This is a genomic window from Microbacterium maritypicum (assembly GCF_008868125.1).
Classification (GTDB): Bacteria; Actinomycetota; Actinomycetes; order Actinomycetales; family Microbacteriaceae; genus Microbacterium; species Microbacterium maritypicum.
The window spans coordinates 2072861-2093615 of sequence record NZ_WAAQ01000001.1 but is presented as its reverse complement, the minus strand read 5'-3'; the positions used below and the strand labels follow the sequence as shown (position 1 = coordinate 2093615).

19 protein-coding genes are annotated in these 20755 nt (G+C 68.3%); 18 read left to right on the top strand and 1 reads right to left on the bottom strand.

All coding sequences use genetic code 11. The features are described from left to right. Positions 1-79: 79 nt before the first annotated feature. The 10 genes from F6W70_RS10145 to F6W70_RS10100 all read left to right on the top strand — a co-directional run bounded on the left by F6W70_RS10145 (position 80) and on the right by F6W70_RS10100 (position 11043). Entirely contained in the window at positions 80-928 is an 849-nt protein-coding gene (locus F6W70_RS10145) for an ABC transporter ATP-binding protein (RefSeq protein ID WP_151486528.1), read from the top strand. Further along, a complete protein-coding gene (locus F6W70_RS10140) occupies positions 925-1965 on the top strand; it encodes an aliphatic sulfonate ABC transporter substrate-binding protein (RefSeq protein WP_151486527.1) in 1041 nt (346 codons plus the stop codon). The genes F6W70_RS10145 and F6W70_RS10140 overlap by 4 nt, the downstream gene beginning before the upstream one ends. Further along, a complete protein-coding gene (locus tag F6W70_RS10135) occupies positions 1962-2822 on the top strand; it encodes an ABC transporter permease (protein WP_055872352.1) in 861 nt (286 codons plus the stop codon). The genes F6W70_RS10140 and F6W70_RS10135 overlap by 4 nt, the downstream gene beginning before the upstream one ends. Continuing rightward, on the top strand, positions 2813-4822 hold the full coding sequence (acs, locus tag F6W70_RS10130) for an acetate--CoA ligase (RefSeq protein ID WP_055872353.1): 2010 nt from the start codon (positions 2813-2815) through the stop codon (positions 4820-4822). Before F6W70_RS10135 ends, acs begins: the two co-directional genes overlap by 10 nt. Then, positions 4819-6123: an O-acetylhomoserine aminocarboxypropyltransferase/cysteine synthase family protein gene (locus F6W70_RS10125; RefSeq protein ID WP_055872354.1), complete on the top strand. Its 1305-nt coding sequence runs from the start codon at positions 4819-4821 to the stop codon at positions 6121-6123. The genes acs and F6W70_RS10125 overlap by 4 nt, the downstream gene beginning before the upstream one ends. An 86-nt stretch (positions 6124-6209) precedes the next feature. Continuing rightward, positions 6210-6701, top strand: coding sequence for a CoA-binding protein (locus F6W70_RS10120; RefSeq protein ID WP_055869131.1), 492 nt, complete (start codon positions 6210-6212; stop codon positions 6699-6701). A gap of 32 nt (positions 6702-6733) precedes the next feature. Further along, on the top strand, positions 6734-7333 hold the full coding sequence (gene coaE / locus F6W70_RS10115; RefSeq protein ID WP_151486525.1) for a dephospho-CoA kinase: 600 nt from the start codon (positions 6734-6736) through the stop codon (positions 7331-7333). Beyond that, positions 7330-8547, top strand: coding sequence for an MFS transporter (locus tag F6W70_RS10110; RefSeq protein ID WP_082524186.1), 1218 nt, complete (start codon positions 7330-7332; stop codon positions 8545-8547). Before coaE ends, F6W70_RS10110 begins: the two co-directional genes overlap by 4 nt. 58 nt (positions 8548-8605) lie before the next feature. Next, positions 8606-10678 carry an excinuclease ABC subunit UvrB gene (gene uvrB, locus F6W70_RS10105; RefSeq protein WP_127482217.1) on the top strand — a complete coding sequence of 691 codons (2073 nt, stop codon included), beginning with the start codon at positions 8606-8608 and terminating at the stop codon, positions 10676-10678. 14 nt (positions 10679-10692) lie between these two features. After that, positions 10693-11043 (top strand): TfoX/Sxy family protein, encoded by a 351-nt coding sequence (locus tag F6W70_RS10100; RefSeq protein WP_235562489.1) that lies wholly within the window; start codon positions 10693-10695, stop codon positions 11041-11043. Between the two features lie 2 nt (positions 11044-11045). Here F6W70_RS10100 and F6W70_RS10095 read toward each other — a convergent pair whose 3' ends face one another. Beyond that, entirely contained in the window at positions 11046-11288 is a 243-nt protein-coding gene (locus F6W70_RS10095; protein ID WP_017830275.1) for a hypothetical protein, read from the bottom strand. Positions 11289-11333: 45 nt separating this feature from the next. Here F6W70_RS10095 and F6W70_RS10090 point away from each other — a divergent pair, with 45 nt between their 5' ends. Genes F6W70_RS10090 through uvrC form a run of 8 tightly spaced genes read left to right on the top strand, consistent with a single transcriptional unit; the run spans position 11334 to position 20736 of the window. Next, positions 11334-11777: a MarR family winged helix-turn-helix transcriptional regulator gene (locus F6W70_RS10090; protein ID WP_017830276.1), complete on the top strand. Its 444-nt coding sequence runs from the start codon at positions 11334-11336 to the stop codon at positions 11775-11777. 60 nt (positions 11778-11837) lie between these two features. After that, positions 11838-12596 carry a DUF4129 domain-containing protein gene (locus tag F6W70_RS10085; protein ID WP_055872357.1) on the top strand — a complete coding sequence of 253 codons (759 nt, stop codon included), beginning with the start codon at positions 11838-11840 and terminating at the stop codon, positions 12594-12596. Next, positions 12593-13066 (top strand): hypothetical protein, encoded by a 474-nt coding sequence (locus F6W70_RS10080; protein ID WP_270409062.1) that lies wholly within the window; start codon positions 12593-12595, stop codon positions 13064-13066. Before F6W70_RS10085 ends, F6W70_RS10080 begins: the two co-directional genes overlap by 4 nt. Further along, positions 13063-14034 (top strand): AAA family ATPase, encoded by a 972-nt coding sequence (locus F6W70_RS10075; RefSeq protein WP_151486523.1) that lies wholly within the window; start codon positions 13063-13065, stop codon positions 14032-14034. Before F6W70_RS10080 ends, F6W70_RS10075 begins: the two co-directional genes overlap by 4 nt. Continuing rightward, the gene (locus F6W70_RS10070; RefSeq protein ID WP_318278852.1) at positions 14031-15344 is read left to right on the top strand and encodes a DUF58 domain-containing protein; all 1314 of its coding nucleotides are present in this window, start codon (positions 14031-14033) and stop codon (positions 15342-15344) included. The genes F6W70_RS10075 and F6W70_RS10070 overlap by 4 nt, the downstream gene beginning before the upstream one ends. Then, entirely contained in the window at positions 15341-15886 is a 546-nt protein-coding gene (locus F6W70_RS10065; protein WP_151486522.1) for a hypothetical protein, read from the top strand. Before F6W70_RS10070 ends, F6W70_RS10065 begins: the two co-directional genes overlap by 4 nt. A gap of 57 nt (positions 15887-15943) precedes the next feature. After that, positions 15944-18832, top strand: a complete 2889-nt coding sequence (uvrA, locus tag F6W70_RS10060; protein WP_055867475.1) for an excinuclease ABC subunit UvrA — start codon at positions 15944-15946, stop codon at positions 18830-18832. Beyond that, positions 18832-20736 carry an excinuclease ABC subunit UvrC gene (gene uvrC, locus F6W70_RS10055; RefSeq protein ID WP_151486521.1) on the top strand — a complete coding sequence of 635 codons (1905 nt, stop codon included), beginning with the start codon at positions 18832-18834 and terminating at the stop codon, positions 20734-20736. Before uvrA ends, uvrC begins: the two co-directional genes overlap by 1 nt. Positions 20737-20755 lie beyond the last annotated feature (19 nt).

Below are 20755 nucleotides of genomic sequence, written 5' to 3'. Positions count from 1 at the left end.
CCGCGAGGCGGACTCCCTTGCGTGACGCAGCATTACGCCGGTATTCGTAGCAATCGATCCACTCGGCCAGCATGGGCACATGACCGCCTTGCTCCCCGCGCCGCGCACCACAGCCGTCCCGACGGCGTGGGGGACCGCGCAGGCGGTCCGGCTCGACGGAATCGAACGATCGTTTCCGCTGGCGAGCGGACGCCGCGACGTGCTGCGCACTGTAGATCTCGACATCTCCGCGGGCGAGATCGTCGCCGTGGTCGGACCCTCCGGGTGCGGAAAGTCGACCCTGCTTCGCCTCGTCGGCGGCCTGGACGCACCGACACGGGGCAGCATCCGCCTCGATGACACGCTCGTCGCCGACGTCGACGAACGCACGGCCGTCGCGTTCCAGGAGCCCCGACTGCTCCCGTGGCGCACGATCGCCCAGAACGTCGAGCTCGGCCTGCCACGCGGCACCGCCCGTCGTGCCGGTCGTGAACGCGTGCGCGAGCTGCTGCACCTGGTCGGCCTCGACCACGCGGCCGACCAGCGCCCGCGCGAGGTGTCCGGCGGCATGGCGCAGCGCGCGTCCCTCGCGAGAGCCCTCGCCCGCAACCCCGGCGTCCTCCTGCTCGACGAGCCGTTCGGAGCGCTCGACGCACTCACCCGCCTGCGCATGCACGACCTGCTGCTGAAGATCCATGCCGCGGAGCCGACCACGGTTCTCCTCGTCACCCACGACGTGGAAGAGGCCCTCTACCTCGCCGACCGTGTGCTGCTGCTGCGCACGCTGGACGGAACCGGCACCGACGAGTCCTCCATCGCCCGCACGATCACCGTGCCGGGCCTCCGCCCCCGAGACCGTGCCGATCGCGGCCTAGCCGACCTGCGCGCCGACCTCCTCGAAGGCCTCGGCGTCGACACCCACCACAGCACCGCCGAGGAGAACCGATGAGCATCACCACCCGCCGAATCATCCCCGCGATCGCGATCGCCGGGACGATGATGCTCGTCGCCACCGGCTGCGTCGCCGGAGAGAACGCCGCAGCCACCGACACGAAGCCCACGTCCGGCGCAACCGAATGGTCATCCGACACGCTCTCGATCGACTTCGCCACCTACAACCCGCTGAGCCTCGTGATCCGCGACCAGGGCATCCTCGAAGACATCCTCGGCGACGACGTCACCGTCGAGTGGGTGCAGTCCGCCGGTTCGAACAAGGCCAACGAGCTGCTGCGCTCCGGGTCGGTCGATGTCGGATCGACGGCGGGATCGGCTGCGCTCCTGGCCCGGGCGAACGGCTCGCCGATCCAGGTCATCGACATCTTCTCGCAGCCGGAGTGGGCGGCGATCGTCGTCGGACCCGACAGCGACATCACCTCGATCGAAGACCTCAAGGGCGCCTCCGTCGCGGCCACCAAGGGCACCGACCCGTACTTCTTCCTGCTGCAGGCGCTCGAAGAGGGCGGTCTGTCTCTGTCCGACGTCGAGGTGCAGAACCTTCAGCACGCCGACGGCCGTGCCGCTCTCGACGGTGGTTCGGTCGACGCGTGGTCGGGTCTCGATCCGATCATGGCCGCGGCCGAGGCGGAGTCCGGCGACAAGCTCATCTACCGCAACGTCGACTTCAACACGTACGGCTTCCTCAATGCGACCGAGGAGTTCATCACGAACCACCCCGACCTGGCGCAGGCCGTCGTCGACGCGTACGAGCAGGCCCGTGAGTGGGCGCTCAAGAACCCCGACAAGACCGCGGCGCTTCTCGCCGAGGTCGCCGGCATCGACATCGGGGTCGCCACCACCGTGATCGAGGAGCGCTCGAATCTCGACGTGAGCGGGATCCCCGGAGACGACCAGGTCGCCGTGCTCGAGAAGATCGCTCCCGTGCTCGTGGAGTCCGGCGACGTGCAGGGCGGCAAGGAATCCGTCGACAAGGCACTGTCGTCGATCGTGAACGACACGTTCGCCAAGAAGGCGGTCGACGGCGAGTGAGCGATCTCGACCAGCGGGTGATCGTCCCTGCGGACTCGCAAGACGCCCTCGACTTCGCCAGGGGAGAGCTCCGGCGCCCTGACCCCGTCGTTCGGCGCACGTGGGATCGACCCGCGGCGCGGATCATCGCCGGGCTCGTACTGCCGGCGATCATCGTGATCGTCTGGCAGGTCGTGACGACGAACGGAGCGATTCCGTCGTACCGTCTTCCCACACCCGCCTCTGTCTTCCAGGCCGGTGTCGAGCTGGCGCAGAGCGGGCAGCTCTGGACGCACATCGCCATCTCCGTGCAGCGCGTGCTGCTCGGATTCGCGATCGGATCCGTGATCGGGCTCGCCGTGGCCGGCGTGGTGGGGCTGTCGCGGCTGGGAGACGTGCTGCTCAGCCCGACGCTCGCCGCCGTCCGTGCGGTGCCCTCGCTCGCCTGGGTGCCGCTGCTGATCCTCTGGATGCAGATCGGCGAGGAGTCCAAGGTCACGCTCATCGTGATCGGGGCGTTCTTCCCCGTCTACACCACGGTCGCCTCGGCGCTGCGTCATGTCGATCCGCAGCTCGTCGAGGCCGGACGATCGTTCAGCCTGCGCGGATGGTCGCTGTTCCGCATCGTGCAACTGCCCGCCGTCGTGCCCTCCGTCATCTCCGGCCTTCGCCTCGCGCTCGCCCAGGCGTGGCTGTTCCTCGTCGCCGCCGAGCTCATCGCGTCGTCCATGGGCCTCGGCTTCCTGCTGACCGATTCCCAGAACAGCGGCCGGGTCGACCGCATCCTGCTCTCGATCGTTCTGCTGGCACTGCTGGGCACCCTCACCAACGGCCTCCTCGTGCTGGTGGAGAAGTACCTGCTCCGACGATGGGTGTGAGCGTGACGGAGGCCCGGCTGCACGAGACACGCGTCTACGAGCCCTCGAACGAGTTCCCGCACGCGAACGTCACGGGGGAAGCCTATGCGCGCGCGGCAGCAGATCCCGTCGCGTTCTGGGAGGATGCTGCCCGCCGCCTCGACTGGTCGGAGCCGTGGCATACCGCCCATGAGTGGGAGCCGCCGATCGGCGACGCGGTTCCTGCAGCCCGCTGGTTCGTCGGCGGCAGGCTCAACGTAGCCGCGAACTGCATCGATCGACACGTCGATGCCGGCCACGGAGACAGGGTGGCCCTGCACTTCGAGGGCGAGCCGGGCGACCGCGTCGCGGTGACCTATTCCGACCTGCAGCAGCGGGTCTCCCGCGCCGCCAACGCCCTCGTCGCGCTCGGCATCGAACCGGGCGACCGCGTCGTGATCTATCTCCCCGTTCTCGTGGAGACGATCGTCATCACGCTCGCCTGCGCCCGGATCGGTGCCGTGCATTCGCTGGTGTTCGGCGGATTCTCGGCCGAGGCCGTACGCTTCCGCCTCGAAGACACCGGCGCGAAGCTGCTGGTGACGAGCGACGGGCAGTATCGTCGCGGCGTCGCCACCGTGGTCAAGACCACGGCCGACGTCGCGGCGGCCGGTCTTCCCGACCTCGAGCACGTGCTCGTGCTTCGGCGCACCGGTCAGGACGTGCCGTGGACCGACGGGCGCGATCTCTGGTGGCACGACGTGGTCGACACCGCGCCGTCTACCCACGAGGCCCAGGCGTTCGACGCCGAGCATCCCCTCTTCATCATCTACACCTCCGGCACCACCGGGAAGCCGAAGGGGCTCGTGCACACCGCGGGAGGGTATCTCACGCAGGCGAGCTGGGCGCACTGGGCGCACTTCGACGCGAAGCCGGACGACGTGCACTGGTGCACGGCAGACCTCGCCTGGGTCACCGCGCACACCTACGAGATCTACGGCCCGCTCTCGAACGGGCTCACCCAGGTCATCTACGAGGGGACGCCGGATTCGCCGCATCGGGAGCGCCATCTCGAGATCATCGAACGGTACGGGGTCACCGTGTATTACACGGCACCCACGCTGATCCGCACCTTCATGACGTGGTTCGGCGCCGAGCTGCCGGGCGGCCACGACCTGTCGACCCTTCGACTGCTCGGAACGGTCGGCGAGGCCATCAACCCCGAGGCCTGGATCTGGTTCCGGCAGAACTTCGGCCGTGACGAGCTGCCGGTGATCGATACGTGGTGGCAGTCGGAGACCGGCGCCGCGATGATCGCCCCGCTGCCGGGCGTCACGCGGCTCAAGCCCGGTTCGGCCTCGGTGCCGCTGCCGGGGATCGACGCCGCGGTGGTCGACGCCGACGGGATCGAGGTGGCACCCGGTCGCTCGGGGACACTCGTCATCCGCCGCCCGTGGCCCGGGATGGCCCGCACCGTCTGGGGCGACCCGGTGCGCTATCGCGACGCGTACTGGTCGGCATTCTCCGGTCACGGACGCTTCGGCGGCTTCTACGTCGCCGGTGATGGCGCGACCAGGGACGCTGACGGGTACATCTGGATCCTCGGTCGCCTCGACGACGTCGTCAACGTCTCGGGACACCGGCTCTCCACGATCGAGATCGAGTCGGCCCTCGTCGCACACGACACGGTCGGCGAGGCGGGCTCCGCCGGGGTCTCCGACCCCGTCACCGGTCAGGCCGTCGTGGCTTTCGTGACGCCTTCCGGTCGTGCCGACGTGAATCCGGCCGACCTTCGCGCTCAGGTCGCGCAGTCGATCGGTCCCGTTGCAAAGCCCCAGCACATCGTGGTCGTGCCCGATCTGCCCAAGACCCGGTCGGGCAAGATCATGCGACGACTCCTGGCGCAGTTGTGGGAAGCCGAGCAGGATCGACGGGCCGGTCGCGAAGCCCAGCCGCTGGGAGACACGACGTCGCTGCAGAACCCCTGGGCCGTCGATGAGATCGCCGACGTGCTCGCCGCCGCTGAACTGAGGACATCATGACGGAAGAACATCGCTTCGGATTTCGCACCAGAGCACTTCACGCCGGTGGAACCCCCGACGCCTCCACCGGTGCGAGGGCCGTGCCGATCTACCAGACGACGTCGTTCGTCTTCGACGACGCGGCGGACGCCGGCAACCTCTTCGCCCTGCAGAAGTACGGCAACATCTACTCCCGGATCGGGAACCCCACGGTCGCCGCTCTGGAGGAGCGCCTCGCGTCGCTCGAAGGCGGCATCGGCGCCGTCGCCACGGCCTCGGGCATGAGCGCGGAATTCATCACGTTCGCCGCTCTGGTCGGCGCGGGCGATCACGTCGTCGCCGCTGCGCAGCTGTACGGCGGAACGATCACTCAGCTGGATGTCACGCTGCGCCGCTTCGGCGTGGAGACCACGTTCGTCGCCTCGACGGACCCGGCCGATTTCGCCGCCGCGATCCGCCCGGAGACGAAGGTCGTCTACGTCGAGATGATCGGCAATCCGTCGGGTGAGATCGCCGACATCGAGGGGCTCGCCGCCGTCGCCCACGCGGCGGGTGTGCCGCTCGTGGTCGATGCGACGCTGGCGACCCCCTACCTCGCGCGTCCTCTCGAACACGGCGCCGACATCGTCATCCATTCCGTGACGAAGTTCCTCGGCGGGCACGGCACCACGCTCGGCGGCGTCGTCATCGAGAAGGGCACGTTCGACTGGGGCAACGGCAAGTTCCCGCAGATGACCGAACCCGTCGACTCGTACGGCGGCATCAAATGGTGGGACAACTTCGGCGAGTACGGGTTCCTCACCAAGCTCCGCTCCGAACAGCTGCGTGACATCGGTCCCGCGCTCAGTCCGCAGTCGGCGTTCAATCTGCTCCAGGGGATCGAGACCCTTCCGCAGCGCATCGACGCGCACCTCGCGAACGCTCGCATCGTCGCCGATTGGCTCGCCTCCGACCCGCGCGTGGCGTACGTGACCTGGGCAGGGCTCGAAGGGCATCCGCATCATGACCGCGCGGCCAAGTACCTGCCGCTCGGACCCGGTTCCGTCTTCGCCTTCGGAGTCGCGTCGCCGGAGGGTCGAGCGGCGGGGGAGAGCCTGATCGAGAACCTGCAGCTCGCCTCACACCTCGCGAACATCGGCGATGCCCGCACCCTGGTGATCCACCCGGCCTCGACGACGCACCGCCAGCTCACCGAGGAGCAGCTCGTCGCCGCGGGTGTGCGTCCGGACCTGATCCGCATCTCGGTCGGACTGGAAGATGCCGAGGACATCGTCTGGGACCTCGATCAGGCCCTCACCGCGGCGACAGGAGCGAACCGATGAGCGCGACCACCTCGGGCGATGCGTGCGCGCTGCCCTCCGTGACGGATGATGCTGCGGCCTGCGCCCTCCCCGGTGCGGTGCCGACGATGCCGGGGCGGACCTGGATCGGGCCGACCCAGCAGGAGCGCTTCGGACTGCTGCGACGCGCGAAGTCGATCGCGATCGTCGGAGCGTCCAACAACCCCGCACGCGCGTCGTACTTCGTGGCGACGTATCTGCTCTCCAGCACGGCCTACGACGTGTACCTGGTGAACCCGCGCGAGACCGAGATCCTCGGACAGCCCGTCTACGCGACCTTGCGCGACCTGCCAGTGGTGCCCGACATCGTCGACGTGTTCCGTCGTCATGACGACCTTCCCGGCGTCGCCCAGGAAGCCATCGAGGTGGGGGCGCAGACGCTGTGGCTGCAGCTCGGGTCGTGGAACGAGGACGCGGCAGCGATCGCCGAGGGTGCCGGTCTCTCGGTGGTCATGGACCGCTGCATCAAGATCGAGCACGCGCGATTCCACGGCGGACTGCATCTGGCTGGCTTCGACACCGGCGTGATCAGCTCGCGCCGTCAGCTGCTCGCCCGATGAGACACGATCTCGACGACGCCTAGACTGGCGACATGCCCCTCATCGCCCTCACCGGCGGCATCGCCTCCGGGAAGTCGACCATAGCCCGGCGCCTGGCAGAGCACGGTGCCGTGATCATCGATGCAGATCAGATCGTGCGGGACGTGCAGTCGCCCGGATCGCCGGTCCTCGCGAGGATCTCGGAGGCCTTCGGCACTGCCGTCATCGCACCGGACGGCGCCCTCGACAGAGCCGCGCTGGGGGCGAAGGTGTTCGGCGATGCCGACCTCCTCGCGCAGCTGAACGCGATCGTGCATCCTGCGGTGCGCGAGGAATCGCAGCGACGTTTCGATGCCGCCCTCGCCGACGACGCGGAAGCCGTCGTCATCTACGACGTGCCCCTTCTCGTCGAGGCGCGAGTGGACGACCCGTGGGATCTCATCGTGGTCGCGCATGCGCCTGCAGCGGTGCGTCGGCAGCGGCTCGTCGACCTGCGCGGGATGGATGAGAACGCGGCGCAGGACCGGATCGACGCCCAGGTCTCCGATGACCGCCGCCTCGCGATCGCCGATGTCGTGATCGATACCTCCGACACCCTGGAGCGCACGCTCGAGCAGACGGACGCCCTCTGGGAGCGGATCAGCGAACAGTGACCTTCTCCGGTCACGCGCCGGGTTCGCGCGAGTATCGGCGTCTGATCGTCGGCCTCTTCTTCGCAGGTATCGCGACGTTCGCGCAGCTGTACTCCGCCCAGGCCGTCCTGCCGCAGATCTCGTCCGACCTCTCCGTCAGCCCGGCCACGGCGGCCCTGAGCGTGTCGGCGGCCACCCTCGGTCTGGCACTGGCCGTCATCCCCTGGTCGGTCGTGGCCGATCGCATCGGTCGGGTGCCGGCGATGGCCACGGGCGTTCTCACGGCGACGGTGCTGGGGCTCTCCGCGCCGTTGAGCGGCGAGATCATCACGCTGCTGTCCCTCCGATTCGCGGAGGGAGTGGCACTGGGCGCTGTGCCGGCTGTGGCCCTGGCCTACCTCAGCGAGGAGGTCGAGGCACGCCACGCCGCCGCAGCCGCAGGGAGCTACATCGCCGGAACCACAGTGGGCGGACTCCTCGGCCGCATCGCGTCGGGGATCGTCGGGGAAGTGGGCGGATGGCGTGCCGGAATCCTCTCCGTCGCGCTGATGTGCGCGCTGGCTGCTGCACTGTTCCTCTGGCTCACGCCCCGCGCCAGAGGGTTCGTCCCCGGACGCCTGCGGGTGGACCGCGGTCCCGGCATCCTGGAGAAGCTCCGCGCGCCGTTGCGCTCGTCGCTGCAATGGGCGCTGTATGCACAGGGCTTCCTGCTCATGGGGGCCTTCGTCGCGGTGTACAACTACCTCGGCTTCCATCTCTCGGCCGAGCCGTTCGCCCTGCCGGCCTGGTTGGTGCCGCTGCTCTTCCTGGCCTATCTGGCAGGCACCGCCTCCTCTCCGTGGGCCGGCGCGCTCGCCTCGCGGATCGGACGCTTCCCTGTACTCCTCTCCTCGATCGGTGTGATGGCCGCGGGCGCGGTTCTGCTGCTGGTGCCGATGGTGGCGATCGTGCTGCCGGGGCTCGTGCTCTTCACCGCTGGATTCTTCGGAGCCCATGCCATCGCCTCCGGATGGACACCTGTCGCTGCCGGTCCTGCCAGCAGGGCGCAGGCTTCGTCCCTCTACTACTTCGCCTACTACGCGGGATCGAGTCTGTTCGGCTGGATGCTCGGTCTCGTGTTCGGGGCCGCGAGCTGGGGGTGGTTCGTCGCCGTCATCGTCGGGATGTGCGCGGCCGCCGCTCTCGCGGCCTTCTCGGCACTGCGTGGTGCGTCGAGCGGCCAGTCATCTGCCTGAGCACATCTCGTCATCGGGCGACGGCCTCGATGTCGGAGGGGCGGCATACGCTGGAGGTATGCAACCCACGCGCAGTGTCCGACCCTTCGAGGTCATCAGCGAGTACGAGCCTGCAGGCGACCAGCCCAAGGCCATCGCCGACCTGGCGGCACGCATCAACGCGGGCGAGACCGACGTCGTCCTGCTCGGCGCGACCGGTACCGGAAAGTCCGCGACGACGGCCTGGCTGGTCGAGCAGGTCCAGCGCCCGACGCTCGTGCTCGCGCACAACAAGACGCTGGCCGCTCAGCTCGCGAACGAGTTCCGCGAACTCATGCCGAACAACGCGGTCGAGTACTTCGTGTCGTACTACGACTACTACCAGCCCGAGGCCTACGTGCCCCAGACCGACACCTTCATCGAGAAGGACTCGTCGATCAACTCCGAGGTCGAGCGACTGCGCCACTCCACGACGAACTCTCTGCTGAGCCGCCGCGACGTCATCGTCGTCTCGACAGTGTCGTGCATCTACGGGCTCGGGGCGCCGGAGGAGTACCTGCGTGCCATGGTCGCGCTGCAGGTGGGGGAGCGGTATGACCGTGACGCGCTCATCCGGCAGTTCATCGCGATGCAGTACAACCGCAACGACGTCGACTTCTCGCGCGGCAACTTCCGTGTGCGCGGCGACACCATCGAGATCATCCCCGTCTACGAAGAGCACGCCATCCGCATCGAGCTGTTCGGCGACGAGATCGAGGCGCTGTACTCGCTCCACCCGCTGACCGGAGAGGTGATCGAGAAGCTCGACGCCGTACCGATCTTCCCGGCTTCGCACTACGTGGCCGGCACCGACGTCATCCAGCGTTCGATCGGCACGATCGAGGCGGAGCTGGAAGAGCGTCTGGCCGAGTTCGAGCGGCAGGGCAAGCTCCTCGAGGCGCAGCGTCTGCGTATGCGCACCACCTTCGACCTCGAGATGCTTCAGCAGCTGGGCTTCTGCTCCGGTATCGAGAACTACTCGCGGCATATGGATGGGCGCGCGCCCGGCGAGCCGCCGCACACCCTGCTCGACTTCTTCCCGGATGACTTCCTGCTGGTGATCGACGAGTCGCACGTGACTGTGCCGCAGATCGGCGCCATGTACGAGGGCGATGCTTCTCGCAAGCGCACGCTCGTCGACCACGGCTTCCGTCTGCCGAGCGCGATGGACAACCGGCCGCTGCGATGGGACGAGTTCAAGAACCGCATCGGGCAGACGGTCTACCTCTCGGCCACCCCCGGGAAGTACGAGATGGGGATCGCCGACGGCATCGTGGAGCAGATCATCCGCCCGACGGGCCTTGTCGATCCGGAGATCGTGGTGAAGCCGTCGAAGGGTCAGATCGACGACCTGCTCGAGGAGATCCGCCTGCGAGTCGAGCGTGACGAGCGCGTGCTCGTCACGACTCTCACGAAGAAGATGGCAGAAGAGCTCACCGACTTCCTCGGCGAGCACGGGGTGCGGGTGCGTTACCTGCATTCCGATGTCGACACGTTGCGTCGCGTCGAGCTGCTCAGCGAGCTGCGCGCCGGGGTGTACGACGTCCTCGTGGGCATCAACCTCCTGCGTGAGGGTCTCGACCTGCCAGAGGTGTCCCTCGTCGCGATCCTCGACGCCGACAAGGAGGGCTTCCTGCGTTCGGGCACCTCCCTCATCCAGACCATCGGTCGTGCCGCTCGAAACGTGTCCGGCGAGGTGCACATGTACGCCGACAAGATGACCGACTCGATGACGAAGGCCATCGAGGAGACCGACCGGCGACGCGAGAAGCAGGTCGCGTACAACAAGGAGCACGGCATCGACCCGCAGCCGCTCCGCAAGCGCATCGCCGACATCACCGAGGTGCTCGCCCGTGAGGGTGCAGACACGGCGGAGATGCTGTCGGGTCGAGGCCGCGCGACGGGCAAGGGCAAATCGCCGACGCCCAACCTGCGGCGCACGGGTATCGCAGCTGAGGGGGCGCAGCAGCTCGAGGCCACGATCCAGGACCTGTCCGACCAGATGCTCGCCGCGGCCGCCGAGCTGAAGTTCGAACTCGCCGGGCGTCTGCGTGACGAGGTGCAGGATCTCAAGAAGGAGCTCCGCGCCATGGAGCGCGCTGGACACGCGTAGACGGGGGCTGGTCGATGGACGCTGCGGGGAACGAGCTGGCCGACCGGGTGCGTGCCTTGTTGGGGGCCGACACCTGGATCGAAGAGCGGCGCATGTTCGGCACCAGGGCGTTCCTCGATGACGGCCACATCCTCGTCGGAGCGCGTCCCGGTGGAGTCCTCCTGGTGCGCGTCGACGACGAGAACGGCGCGGCGCTGCTCACGCACCCCGGAGCCGCACGTGCGGTGATGGGTTCGCGCACGATGGGTTCGGGGTGGATCGACGTGGTGCCGGGTGCCATCGAAGACGACACGGAGCTCATGTTCTGGCTCGATGTCGCCCGCGAGTCGACGGGCTCGGCGGTCGAGACGCCGGAGCAGGACTGACGCTATGGGCAGTGCACCAGGGTCTTGGGCCCGGTGCGGTCGATCTCGTGCTTCGTCATCGGGGCGCCGCAGAGCGGGCAGGCGCGCTCTGCGCGTTCGGCAGCGCTGGGCGGCGGGGTCTTCTCGTACGGGCCGACGGATGCGGGCCCCGCGAACCGGATGAGGTTCGTGTTCACCCAGGAGTACAACCCTCCTGCGTCGCGGATGCGAGTGCGGAGGGGTGGGCGGTCGGAATCCTTTGCCATGTTCGTTAGTGTACTAACTATTAGTGCAGATGTATAGTCTCCCTTGTGACGGCATCCGACGACCTGCTCCGGCTCGAGAACCAGCTCTGCTTCGCCCTGGTGACAGCGGCGCGCAACGTCGTCGCCCTGTATCGCCCGATCCTCGAGCCGCTGGGCCTCACGCATCCGCAGTACCTCGTCATGCTGGCGCTGTGGGAGAGGGCCCCGCGCACGCTCAACGATCTGGCGGTCGACCTCGCCATGGAGCCGGCGACCGCATCGCCGCTGGTGAAACGGCTCGAAGCCGAGGGGCTGGTCGCACGTCAGCGCAGCAGCGAGGACGAACGACGTCTGGAGATCACGCTCACCGCAGCGGGGTCGGCCCTCCGTGATCGGGCGATCGACGTTCCGCACCAGGTCATGGCGGCGGTGGGCATGGGCGTTGACGAGATCGCGGCCCTTCGGGACGGTCTCGGCCCTTTCGCCGGTCGTCGCCCTGACCTCGCCTGACGAGTCGTCTCACGGCGCGGTCGGGCCCGTGGCGTGGGAGCAGCCCCCTAGGGTGGAGGCATGTCGCGCTCCGAGCCCTCGGTCCCGGAGCGGCAGCGTGCCGGTGAAGAACGGCCTCGAACGAGGCTTCTGCTCCCGCTGCTCGCGATAACAGGTTTCTTCGCGACGATCATGTTCGCGGCGGCCACGCAGGGGATTCCGCAGTTCGGCGGAGGGTTGGACGACACCGAGGGGCGCACTGGCGAGGATGTCCTGCCGACCGCGCCGACGGAGACCGCACCCACGCCGTTGGAGCCTCCGGAGGATTCGCCGCTGCTCGCGATCATCGGCACCATCCTCGCCGCGGTCGTCGTCGCCGCTGTGCTCGCGATGGCCTACCTCGGTATGCGGCTCCTGATCCGCTACCTCGTGGGGCTGTGGCGTGACCGCCCGCTCGCGCGCCGAGAGGCGGCGCAGGTCGCCATCCAGGTCGTGGCCGCGCCCGTGACGGATGTCGAGCCTGACGAGGCGACGATCCGACGAGGAATCGAGGAAGCCCTGCGGACGATCGACGACCGCCCCGTGCCCGGCGACAGCATCGTGGCAGCGTGGGTGGGCCTGGAGGAGTCGGCGGCGGACGCCGGTGCCGGGCGAGGACGCAATGAGACCCCGTCGGAGTTCACTGCGCGTATCATCGGTCGGCGCGCCGGAATCGCCGCCGACGTGGTCACCCTGCTCGCCCTCTACGAGCAGGTCCGCTTCGGCGGTCATGACGCCGACGAGAGCGATCGAGCCCGCGCCTCCCAGTGCCTCCGAGGCATCCAGGAGGGGTGGCGATGAAGCGACGGATGCTGATCCTGGGGATCGGCGGCGTTCTCGCCCTGGCCGTGCTCCTGCTGCTCGCGCAGCTGGGCTTCCCCGTGCCGTTCGTGCTCGCGTGGATGATCCTCGTCGTCGCAGTGGTCGTCGCCTGCCGCCAGGAGTTCATCGAGGTCGGGCCTGCGTGGCCTCCCGAGAAGCCCGGCCGCGACTCGCGCGGCTCCGAGGTGTCACGCATGGCCTGGGCGATCAACACGCGTACGGGTGTGGCCGGCCACGTCGTCGTGCGCCGGGTGCAGGGCGTGCTGAGAAGACGCCTCGCCCTGCGTGGACTCGACCTCGATGACCCCACGCAGCACGCTCGCATCGACGCCCTCCTCGGTGAGGGGGTGCGCGACGCCCTGCACCGTCGCGAAGTGCAGCGCACCGACATCGAGATCGTGCTCGACGCGATCGAACGAATCCCGAACGACACGGAGGAGACCGGATGAGCAGCCAGGAGACCACCCAGATCGCCGAGACCGGGCGTCGAGTGCTCGACAGCGTCCGCGGCGCCGTCGTCGGGATGGACGAGCCCCTCACGATCGCCCTCGCTGCGATCCTCGCGGGTGGCCATGTGCTCTTCGAGGATGTTCCGGGTTTGGGGAAGACGCTCGCCGCACGGAGTCTGGCGTCGGCGCTCGGCCTCGACTTCCGTCGCCTGCAGTGCACTCCGGACATGCTCCCCGGGGATGTCACCGGCTCCTACGTCTACGCGCCGGCCACCGGCGACTTCGTGTTCCGGCCCGGGCCGATCTTCACCGGGCTGCTCCTCGCCGACGAGGTGAACCGCACGACACCCAGGACCCAGTCGGCGATGCTGGAGGCCATGGCGGAGCATCAGGTCACCGTCGAGGGGAACAGCTTCCCGCTCCCACTGCCGTTCCACGTGATCGCGACCTCGAACCCCATCGAGTACGAGGGGACGTACGCGCTTCCCGAGGCGCAACTCGACCGCTTCATGGTGCGCCTCGCCGTCGGCTACCCCGCACAGGAGGACGAGACGCGCATCATCCTCGACCGCGTCCGCCGACAGAGTCCCGATGCGTCCGTCGATTCCGTCGTCGACGCGGCAGGTCTCCTCGCTATCCAAGCAGCCGTCGAGAGGATCCATGTCGACGCCGATGTCGCCAGGTACTGTGTGGAGCTGACGAAGTCCACGCGGGAGGCGACGCATGTCGCCGTCGGAGCCTCGCCGCGCGGATCGCAGTCTCTCGTGCTGCTCGGTCGCGCACTCGCGGCGCTGGACGGACGAGACTTCGTCCGTCCAGACGACATCAAACGCATCGCGGAGGCGGTGCTCGCGCACCGCCTCACGCTCACACCTCAGGCGTGGGCACAGGGAATCGACCCCCGGACTGTCGTGGCCGCGGTGGTCGAGAGCACGCCCGTGCCGCCGACCGTGGCCGCGGTGCGGTGACCGAGCCGGTCCGCGTCACGGCGCGCTCCTCTGCGCGCTGGAGCCGGACGCCCGTGATCGCGATCGGCGTTGCCGGCTCGGCGCTCCTGGCTGCCGTGGGGCTCGTGTTCTCGCGGCCCGATGTCGTCGGCATCGGACTTCCGCTCGCCCTCGGGACAGCATGGATGCTGATGCGTCGGCCTCGGGATTCCACGATGTCGATCGAACTGCGTGCGCACGTCGAGGGTTCGGGAGACTCGTCGGAGGTACTGGCGGAAGTCGATGCGATCCTCGACAGCGACTGGGTCCAGGTGGCGATCGATCAGGAGGCGCGGCGGTCCGGGCTCGCCGATGCGCGACCGGGGCACTCCATCCTCCTCACCCGCAACCGCCTGCAGCACTCCGGTCCTGTGGAGCTCCTCGGAGTGACCGTGCGCGGCATCGCACTCGACGGCGCATGGGTCTCGGAAGCCGGCCCCCGCGTCGTGCTGGAGTGGAACACCCCGCCCAGGCAGGTCCGGATCGGGCAGCTTCCGGTCGCTCCCCGGCTGACGGGTCTGCACGGCGCCCACGAAGGTGTCCGCCCCGGTCAGGGCGGTGACTTCCGCGATATCCATCCGTTCGTCCCCGGCGACGAGCTGCGCCGCGTCGACTGGCGGGCGACGGCTCGCGCGGCTCGTCGACCGGGCGAACTCCTCGTTCGACGCAGCACGACCCTCAGCGATTCCTCGGTGGTGATCGCCGTGGACACCGCGGAGGATCTGGGGACCGTGGTCGCCTCCTGGGGAGCGGACGACGCCGACCGGTCAGGGGTCACCTCGCTGGATCTCGCGCGTGAGGCTGCCCTCTCCATCGCCACAGCGGCGGTGGGTGTCGGTGATCGGGTCGCGTACCACGCGTTGTCGCCCGGAGGCCGCAGCCTTCCCTCAGGTGGCGGCCCGCGCCACCTCGCACGCGTGCGGGACATGATCGCGGCGACCGGACAGAGCGCGGAGGTGTCCCGTTACCGGCGGTCGCCGGTCGTGCCGTCGGGATCCATCGTCTTCGTGCTCTCGACGTTCTTCGACGGCGTCGCCGCTCAGCTGGCCACCCGGTGGCGGGCGGCGGGTCATGTCGTGGTCGCGGTCGATGTGCTCCCGATTCCCGACCGGAGTCGGCTCACTCGTGAGCAGCGCATCGCACTGCGCACGCTGCTCGCTGAACGCTCCGACATCCTCGTCGAGCTCCGACATGCCGGGGTCGAGGTCGTCGCATGGACGGATCCCGACATCGACGTCGCGATGCGGCTCGCTGCCCTTCGCCAGCGACGGATGCGGACGGTGCGGCGATGACGCGCGGTCTCCGTTCGTTCCGGGTGCGTGCCGCTGTTCCCGGGATCACCGTCCGCCTCCTGATCCTCGCGATCGTGTGGGGCGGCGCTGTCGTGCTCGTTCCCTTCCCCCTGTGGCAGGGGGTGGCGGTCGTCGCCGCTCTCGTCGCGGTGGCGCTCCCGCGATCACTGGCGGCGTGGTTCGGGGCCGCCTGCCTCGTTCTGGGCGTCCTCCTGACCGAATCGGATCCGGGACGCACAGCCCTCGCCGTGCTGCTCGTTCCCGCGATCCACGTCCTCGCATCGGTGAGTCTCGAGATCCCGATCTCCTCGCGCGTCGCCCTCGCCGTGCTGTGGCCGAGCCTTGCGCGCTTCCTCGTCGTGCAGCTGCTGGCGCAACCTGTCGTCTTCGGCGTGTGGGTGCTCGCGCCCTCGAACGTCGACCATGGGATCGCAGTGCTCGCCCCGCTCGCCGCCGTGGCGCTCGTGTTCGGGGTGCTGCTCGCGGTTCGAGCCGTGCGGAGGTCGGATGCTCCGCGGAAGGTGCCTCAGGTACAGGACTGAGGTGTGGGTCAGCGTCCTCGCGGAGCCAATGTCCGTGGCCCCTCGTAGACTTGTTCGGTGCCCATCGTCCCCGTTGCCTCCTCCGGAAAACTCAGTGTCCGCGGTGCCCGCGTCCACAACCTCAAGAACGTCGACATCGATATCCCGCGCGACTCGCTCGTCGTGTTCACCGGCTTGTCCGGATCGGGGAAGTCCAGCCTGGCGTTCGACACGATCTTCGCCGAGGGGCAGCGTCGCTACGTCGAATCGCTGAGCGCGTACGCGCGCCAGTTCCTCGGTCAGGTCGATCGACCGGACGTCGATTTCATCGAGGGCCTGAGCCCCGCCGTCTCGATCGATCAGAAGTCGACGAACCGCAACCCGCGGTCGACCGTCGGCACGATCACCGAGATCTACGACTACATGCGTCTGCTCTGGGCGCGAATCGGCATCCCGCACTGCCCCGAATGCGGTGAGCGGATCCAGCGTCAGACCGTGCAGCAGATCGCCGATCAGCTCATGGAGCTTCCCGAGCGCACCCGCTACCAGGTCGTCGCGCCGATCGTGTCGCAGAAGAAGGGCGAGTTCGTCGACCTCTTCCGTGAACTCGGAGCGAAGGGATACTCCCGCGCGATCGTCGACGGCGAGCTCATCCAGCTGGCCGAGCCGCCCACGCTGAAGAAGAGCTACAAGCACGACATCGCGGTGGTCGTCGACCGTCTCGTCGCCTCCGACGACATCCTCGGACGCGTCACCGACTCGGTCGAGACCGCTCTGGGCCTCGCCGGCGGCGTGGTGCAGATCAACTACGTCGACGGCGAAGGCGACGACGCGTGGCAGACCTTCTCCGAGAAGCTGGCGTGCCCGAACGGGCACGCGCTCACGCTCACCGAGATCGAACCGCGCACGTTCTCGTTCAACGCGCCTTTCGGCGCCTGCCCCGCCTGCTCCGGACTCGGCACGCGCATGTCTGTCGACGTCGACCTGATGCTCGGCGATGAAGACCTCTCGATCCGCGAAGGTGTCATCATCCCGTGGACCACTCAGGGCAAGGGACTGTTCCAGTACTACGAACGCCTGCTGGAGGGGCTCTCGAACGACCTCGACTTCTCGCTGGACACCCCCTGGCGCAAACTCCACTCCGATGTGCAGAACGCGGTGCTGCGCGGCGAGAACTACAAGGTCTCCGTCAAGTGGAAGAACCGCTACGGCCGAGAGATGCGGTACACATCCGGGTTCGAGGGCGTGGTGCCGTACATCGAGCGGCAGTACCTGCAGGCCGAGTCCGACAACCAGCGCAATCGCTGGGGCGAGTACCTCCGCGAGGTGCCGTGCCCGGTGTGCGACGGCAACCGTCTCAAGCCGGAGGTCCTCGCCGTGCAGGTGCACGGTCACTCGATCGCCGAGGTCTCGCATCTCAGCCTGGCCGACGCGCGCGCCTTCATGGAGACCCTCACGCTCACCGACCGTGAGGCGAAGATCGCCGCGCAGGTGCTTCGCGAGATCCGTCTCCGTCTCGACTTCCTGCTGCAGGTCGGTCTGTCCTACCTCAACCTCAGTCGCTCGGCGGGCTCGCTCTCGGGCGGAGAGGCCCAGCGCATCCGCCTGGCGACGCAGATCGGCTCCGGCCTGACCGGGGTGCTCTACGTGCTCGACGAACCGTCGATCGGTCTGCATCAGCGTGACAACCGCCGTCTGATCGAGACGCTGCTCGCGCTGCGCGACCTCGGCAACACGCTGATCGTGGTCGAGCACGACGAAGAGACCATCGAAGCGGCGGACTGGGTCGTCGACATCGGCCCCGGCGCCGGCGTCAACGGCGGCGAGGTCGTGCACTCCGGGCCCTATTCGGCCCTGCTCGAGGACCGTGCGTCGATGACGGGGGAGTACCTCTCCGGTCGCCGCGAGATCCCCATGCCGGCGAAGCGGCGCAAGATCGACAAGAAGCGGATGCTGAGCGTCGTGGGCGCTCGTGCGAACAACCTGCGCAACGTCACGGCCGACTTCCCGCTCGGCGTGCTCACCGCCGTCACCGGGGTCAGCGGCTCCGGCAAGTCCTCGCTCGTCAACGACATCCTCTACCAGGTGCTGGCGTCGCGGCTGAACGGTGCGCGCACCGTTCCCGGCAAGCACACACGGGTGACCGGACTCGACAACCTCGACAAGGTCGTGCATGTCGACCAGGCGCCGATCGGCCGTACGCCGAGGTCGAACCCGGCCACCTACACGGGTGTGTTCGACCGCATCCGCACACTCTTCAGCGAGACGCCGGAGGCGAAGGTCCGTGGCTACCAGCCCGGCCGGTTCAGCTTCAACGTCAAGGGCGGCCGCTGCGAGGCCTGCTCCGGCGACGGCACCATCAAGATCGAGATGAACTTCCTGCCCGACGTGTACGTCGACTGCGAGGTCTGCCACGGCAAGCGCTACAACCGCGACACGCTCGCCGTGCACTACAAGGGCAAGAACATCGCCGAGGTGCTCGAGATGCCGATCGAGGAGGCAGCCGACTTCTTCGAGCCCATCCAGGCGATCCACCGCTACATGAAGACGCTCGTCGACGTCGGGCTCGGCTACGTGCGGCTCGGCCAGTCGGCGACGACGCTCTCGGGCGGTGAGGCGCAGCGCGTCAAGCTGGCGACCGAGCTTCAGCGCCGCAGCAACGGGCGCAGCATCTACGTGCTCGACGAGCCGACGACGGGTCTGCACTTCGAAGACGTCCGCAAGCTCCTCGAGGTGCTGGGCGGTCTGGTCGACAAGGGCAACACGGTCATCGTCATCGAGCACAACCTCGATGTGATCAAGTCGGCCGACTGGGTGATCGACCTCGGACCCGAGGGCGGTTCCGGCGGCGGACAGATCATCGCCACGGGCACACCGGAGCAGATCGCGCGCGTCGAGGAGAGTCACACCGGTCTGTTCCTCTCCGAGATCCTGGGTGAGGGGCGCTCCGCGCGGAAGGCCAGCTGATGGCCGACGTCCTGTCGTACAAGCCGAGGCCGGGGGAGATCCCCACCGACCCCGGCGTGTACCGCTTCCGCGACGCCGCCGGTCGGGTGCTCTACGTCGGCAAGGCGAAGAACCTTCGTCAGCGCCTCTCGAACTACTTCGCGCCGCTACGCACGCTGCACGAGCGCACGCGGCGCATGGTGACAACCGCGGCCTCCGTCGAGTGGACCGTCGTGCCGACCGACGTCGATTCGCTGCAGCTCGAGTACATGTGGATCAAGGAGTTCGATCCGCCCTTCAACGTGCGCTACAAAGACGACAAGTCGTACCCGTTCATGGCGGTGACGCTCGCGGACGAAGCGCCCCGCGTGATCGTGACCCGCAACCGGAAGATCCCGGGGGCGCGGTACTTCGGTCCGTTCCCGAAGGTGTGGGCGGTGCACGAGACCATCGACCTGATGGTCAAGGCGTTCCCGATCCGTACGTGCAGCGACTCCAGCTACCGGCGCGCCATGCAGACGGGCAGGCCGTGCTTCCCCGGACAGATCGGCAAGTGCGGTGGTCCGTGCTCGATGACGGTGAGCATCGAGGAGCACCGCGCCATGGTCGACGACTTCGTCGCGTTCATGGCCGGTGGCGACGAGCGCTTCACCCGTGAACTCACCAAGCGGATGCTGGCGGCCTCCGCGGCGATGGACTACGAAGCGGCGGCGAAGTATCGCGACAAGCTCTCCGCGATCGAGGCGGTACTCGGCAAGAGCGCACTCGTGCTCCCCAGTGACGAGGACGCCGACCTGTTCGGCATCGCCGAGGACGAGCTGGCCGCTGCGGTGCAGCACTTCGTGATCCGCGGTGGCAGAGTGCGCGGTGTGCGCGCGCTGACGATCGAGAAGGAGATCGACATCTCCAGCGGCGAGCTCGTTGAGCAGGTGCTGCAGCAGGCCTACGGCGAGGCACAGGACGTTCCGCGGCGCATCCTGGTCCCCACCCTGCCCGACGACGCCGCGGAGCTCGAGGAGTGGCTGCGCGAGCGTCGGGGCAAGAAGGTCGAGATCGCGGTCGCACAGCGCGGTCAGCGTGCCGACCTCATGCGCACCGCGACTCTGAACGCGCAGCAGGCGCTCATCCGTCACAAGACCCGTCGCACCACCGACTATGTCGCGCGCACCCAGGCACTCACAGACCTGCAGGAGGCCCTCGGCATGGACGAGGCGCCCTTGCGCATCGAGTGCTTCGACATCTCGCACCTGGGCGGCACGAATGTCGTGGCGTCGATGGTGGTCTTCGAAGACGGGCTGCCCCGCAAAGATCAGTACCGATCGTTCAACATCGCCGAGACCACGGACGACACGGACTCGATGTACCAGGTGCTCCGTCGACGGCTCGCCTACCTCGATCGTCCTGACGAGTCGGAGACGATCGACCCGACGACCGACGAGGTCGTCGCGGAAGACGTAGGCGAGGCGACGGTGCGCCGCAAGCCCCGTTTCGCCTACCCGCCTCAGCTGCTCCTGGTCGACGGCGGCCAACCGCAGGTCGAAGCTGCGGCGCGAGCGCTGCGCGATGCCGGACACACCGAGATCGCGGTCTGCGGCATCGCCAAGCGACTCGAAGAGGTCTGGCTCCCCGGAGACGACTTCCCCGTGATCCTGCCCCGCACGAGTGAGGCGCTCTACCTGCTGCAGCGTCTGCGCGACGAGGCGCACCGGTTCGCGATCACACATCAGCGCAAGAAGCGGCGAAACGACATCAGTTCGGTGCTCGCCGAGGTGCCGGGGCTCGGCGCCGCGCGCATCAAGGTGCTGCTCAAGCACTTCGGCTCGGTCACCGCTCTGCGTGCGGCCGAGCCGGGACAGATCGAAGAAGTCCAGGGAATCGGTCCCGTGCTCGCTCAGAACATCCACACGCACCTGTCCACTCGCTAGGCTGGAGGCCGAGGGGGAG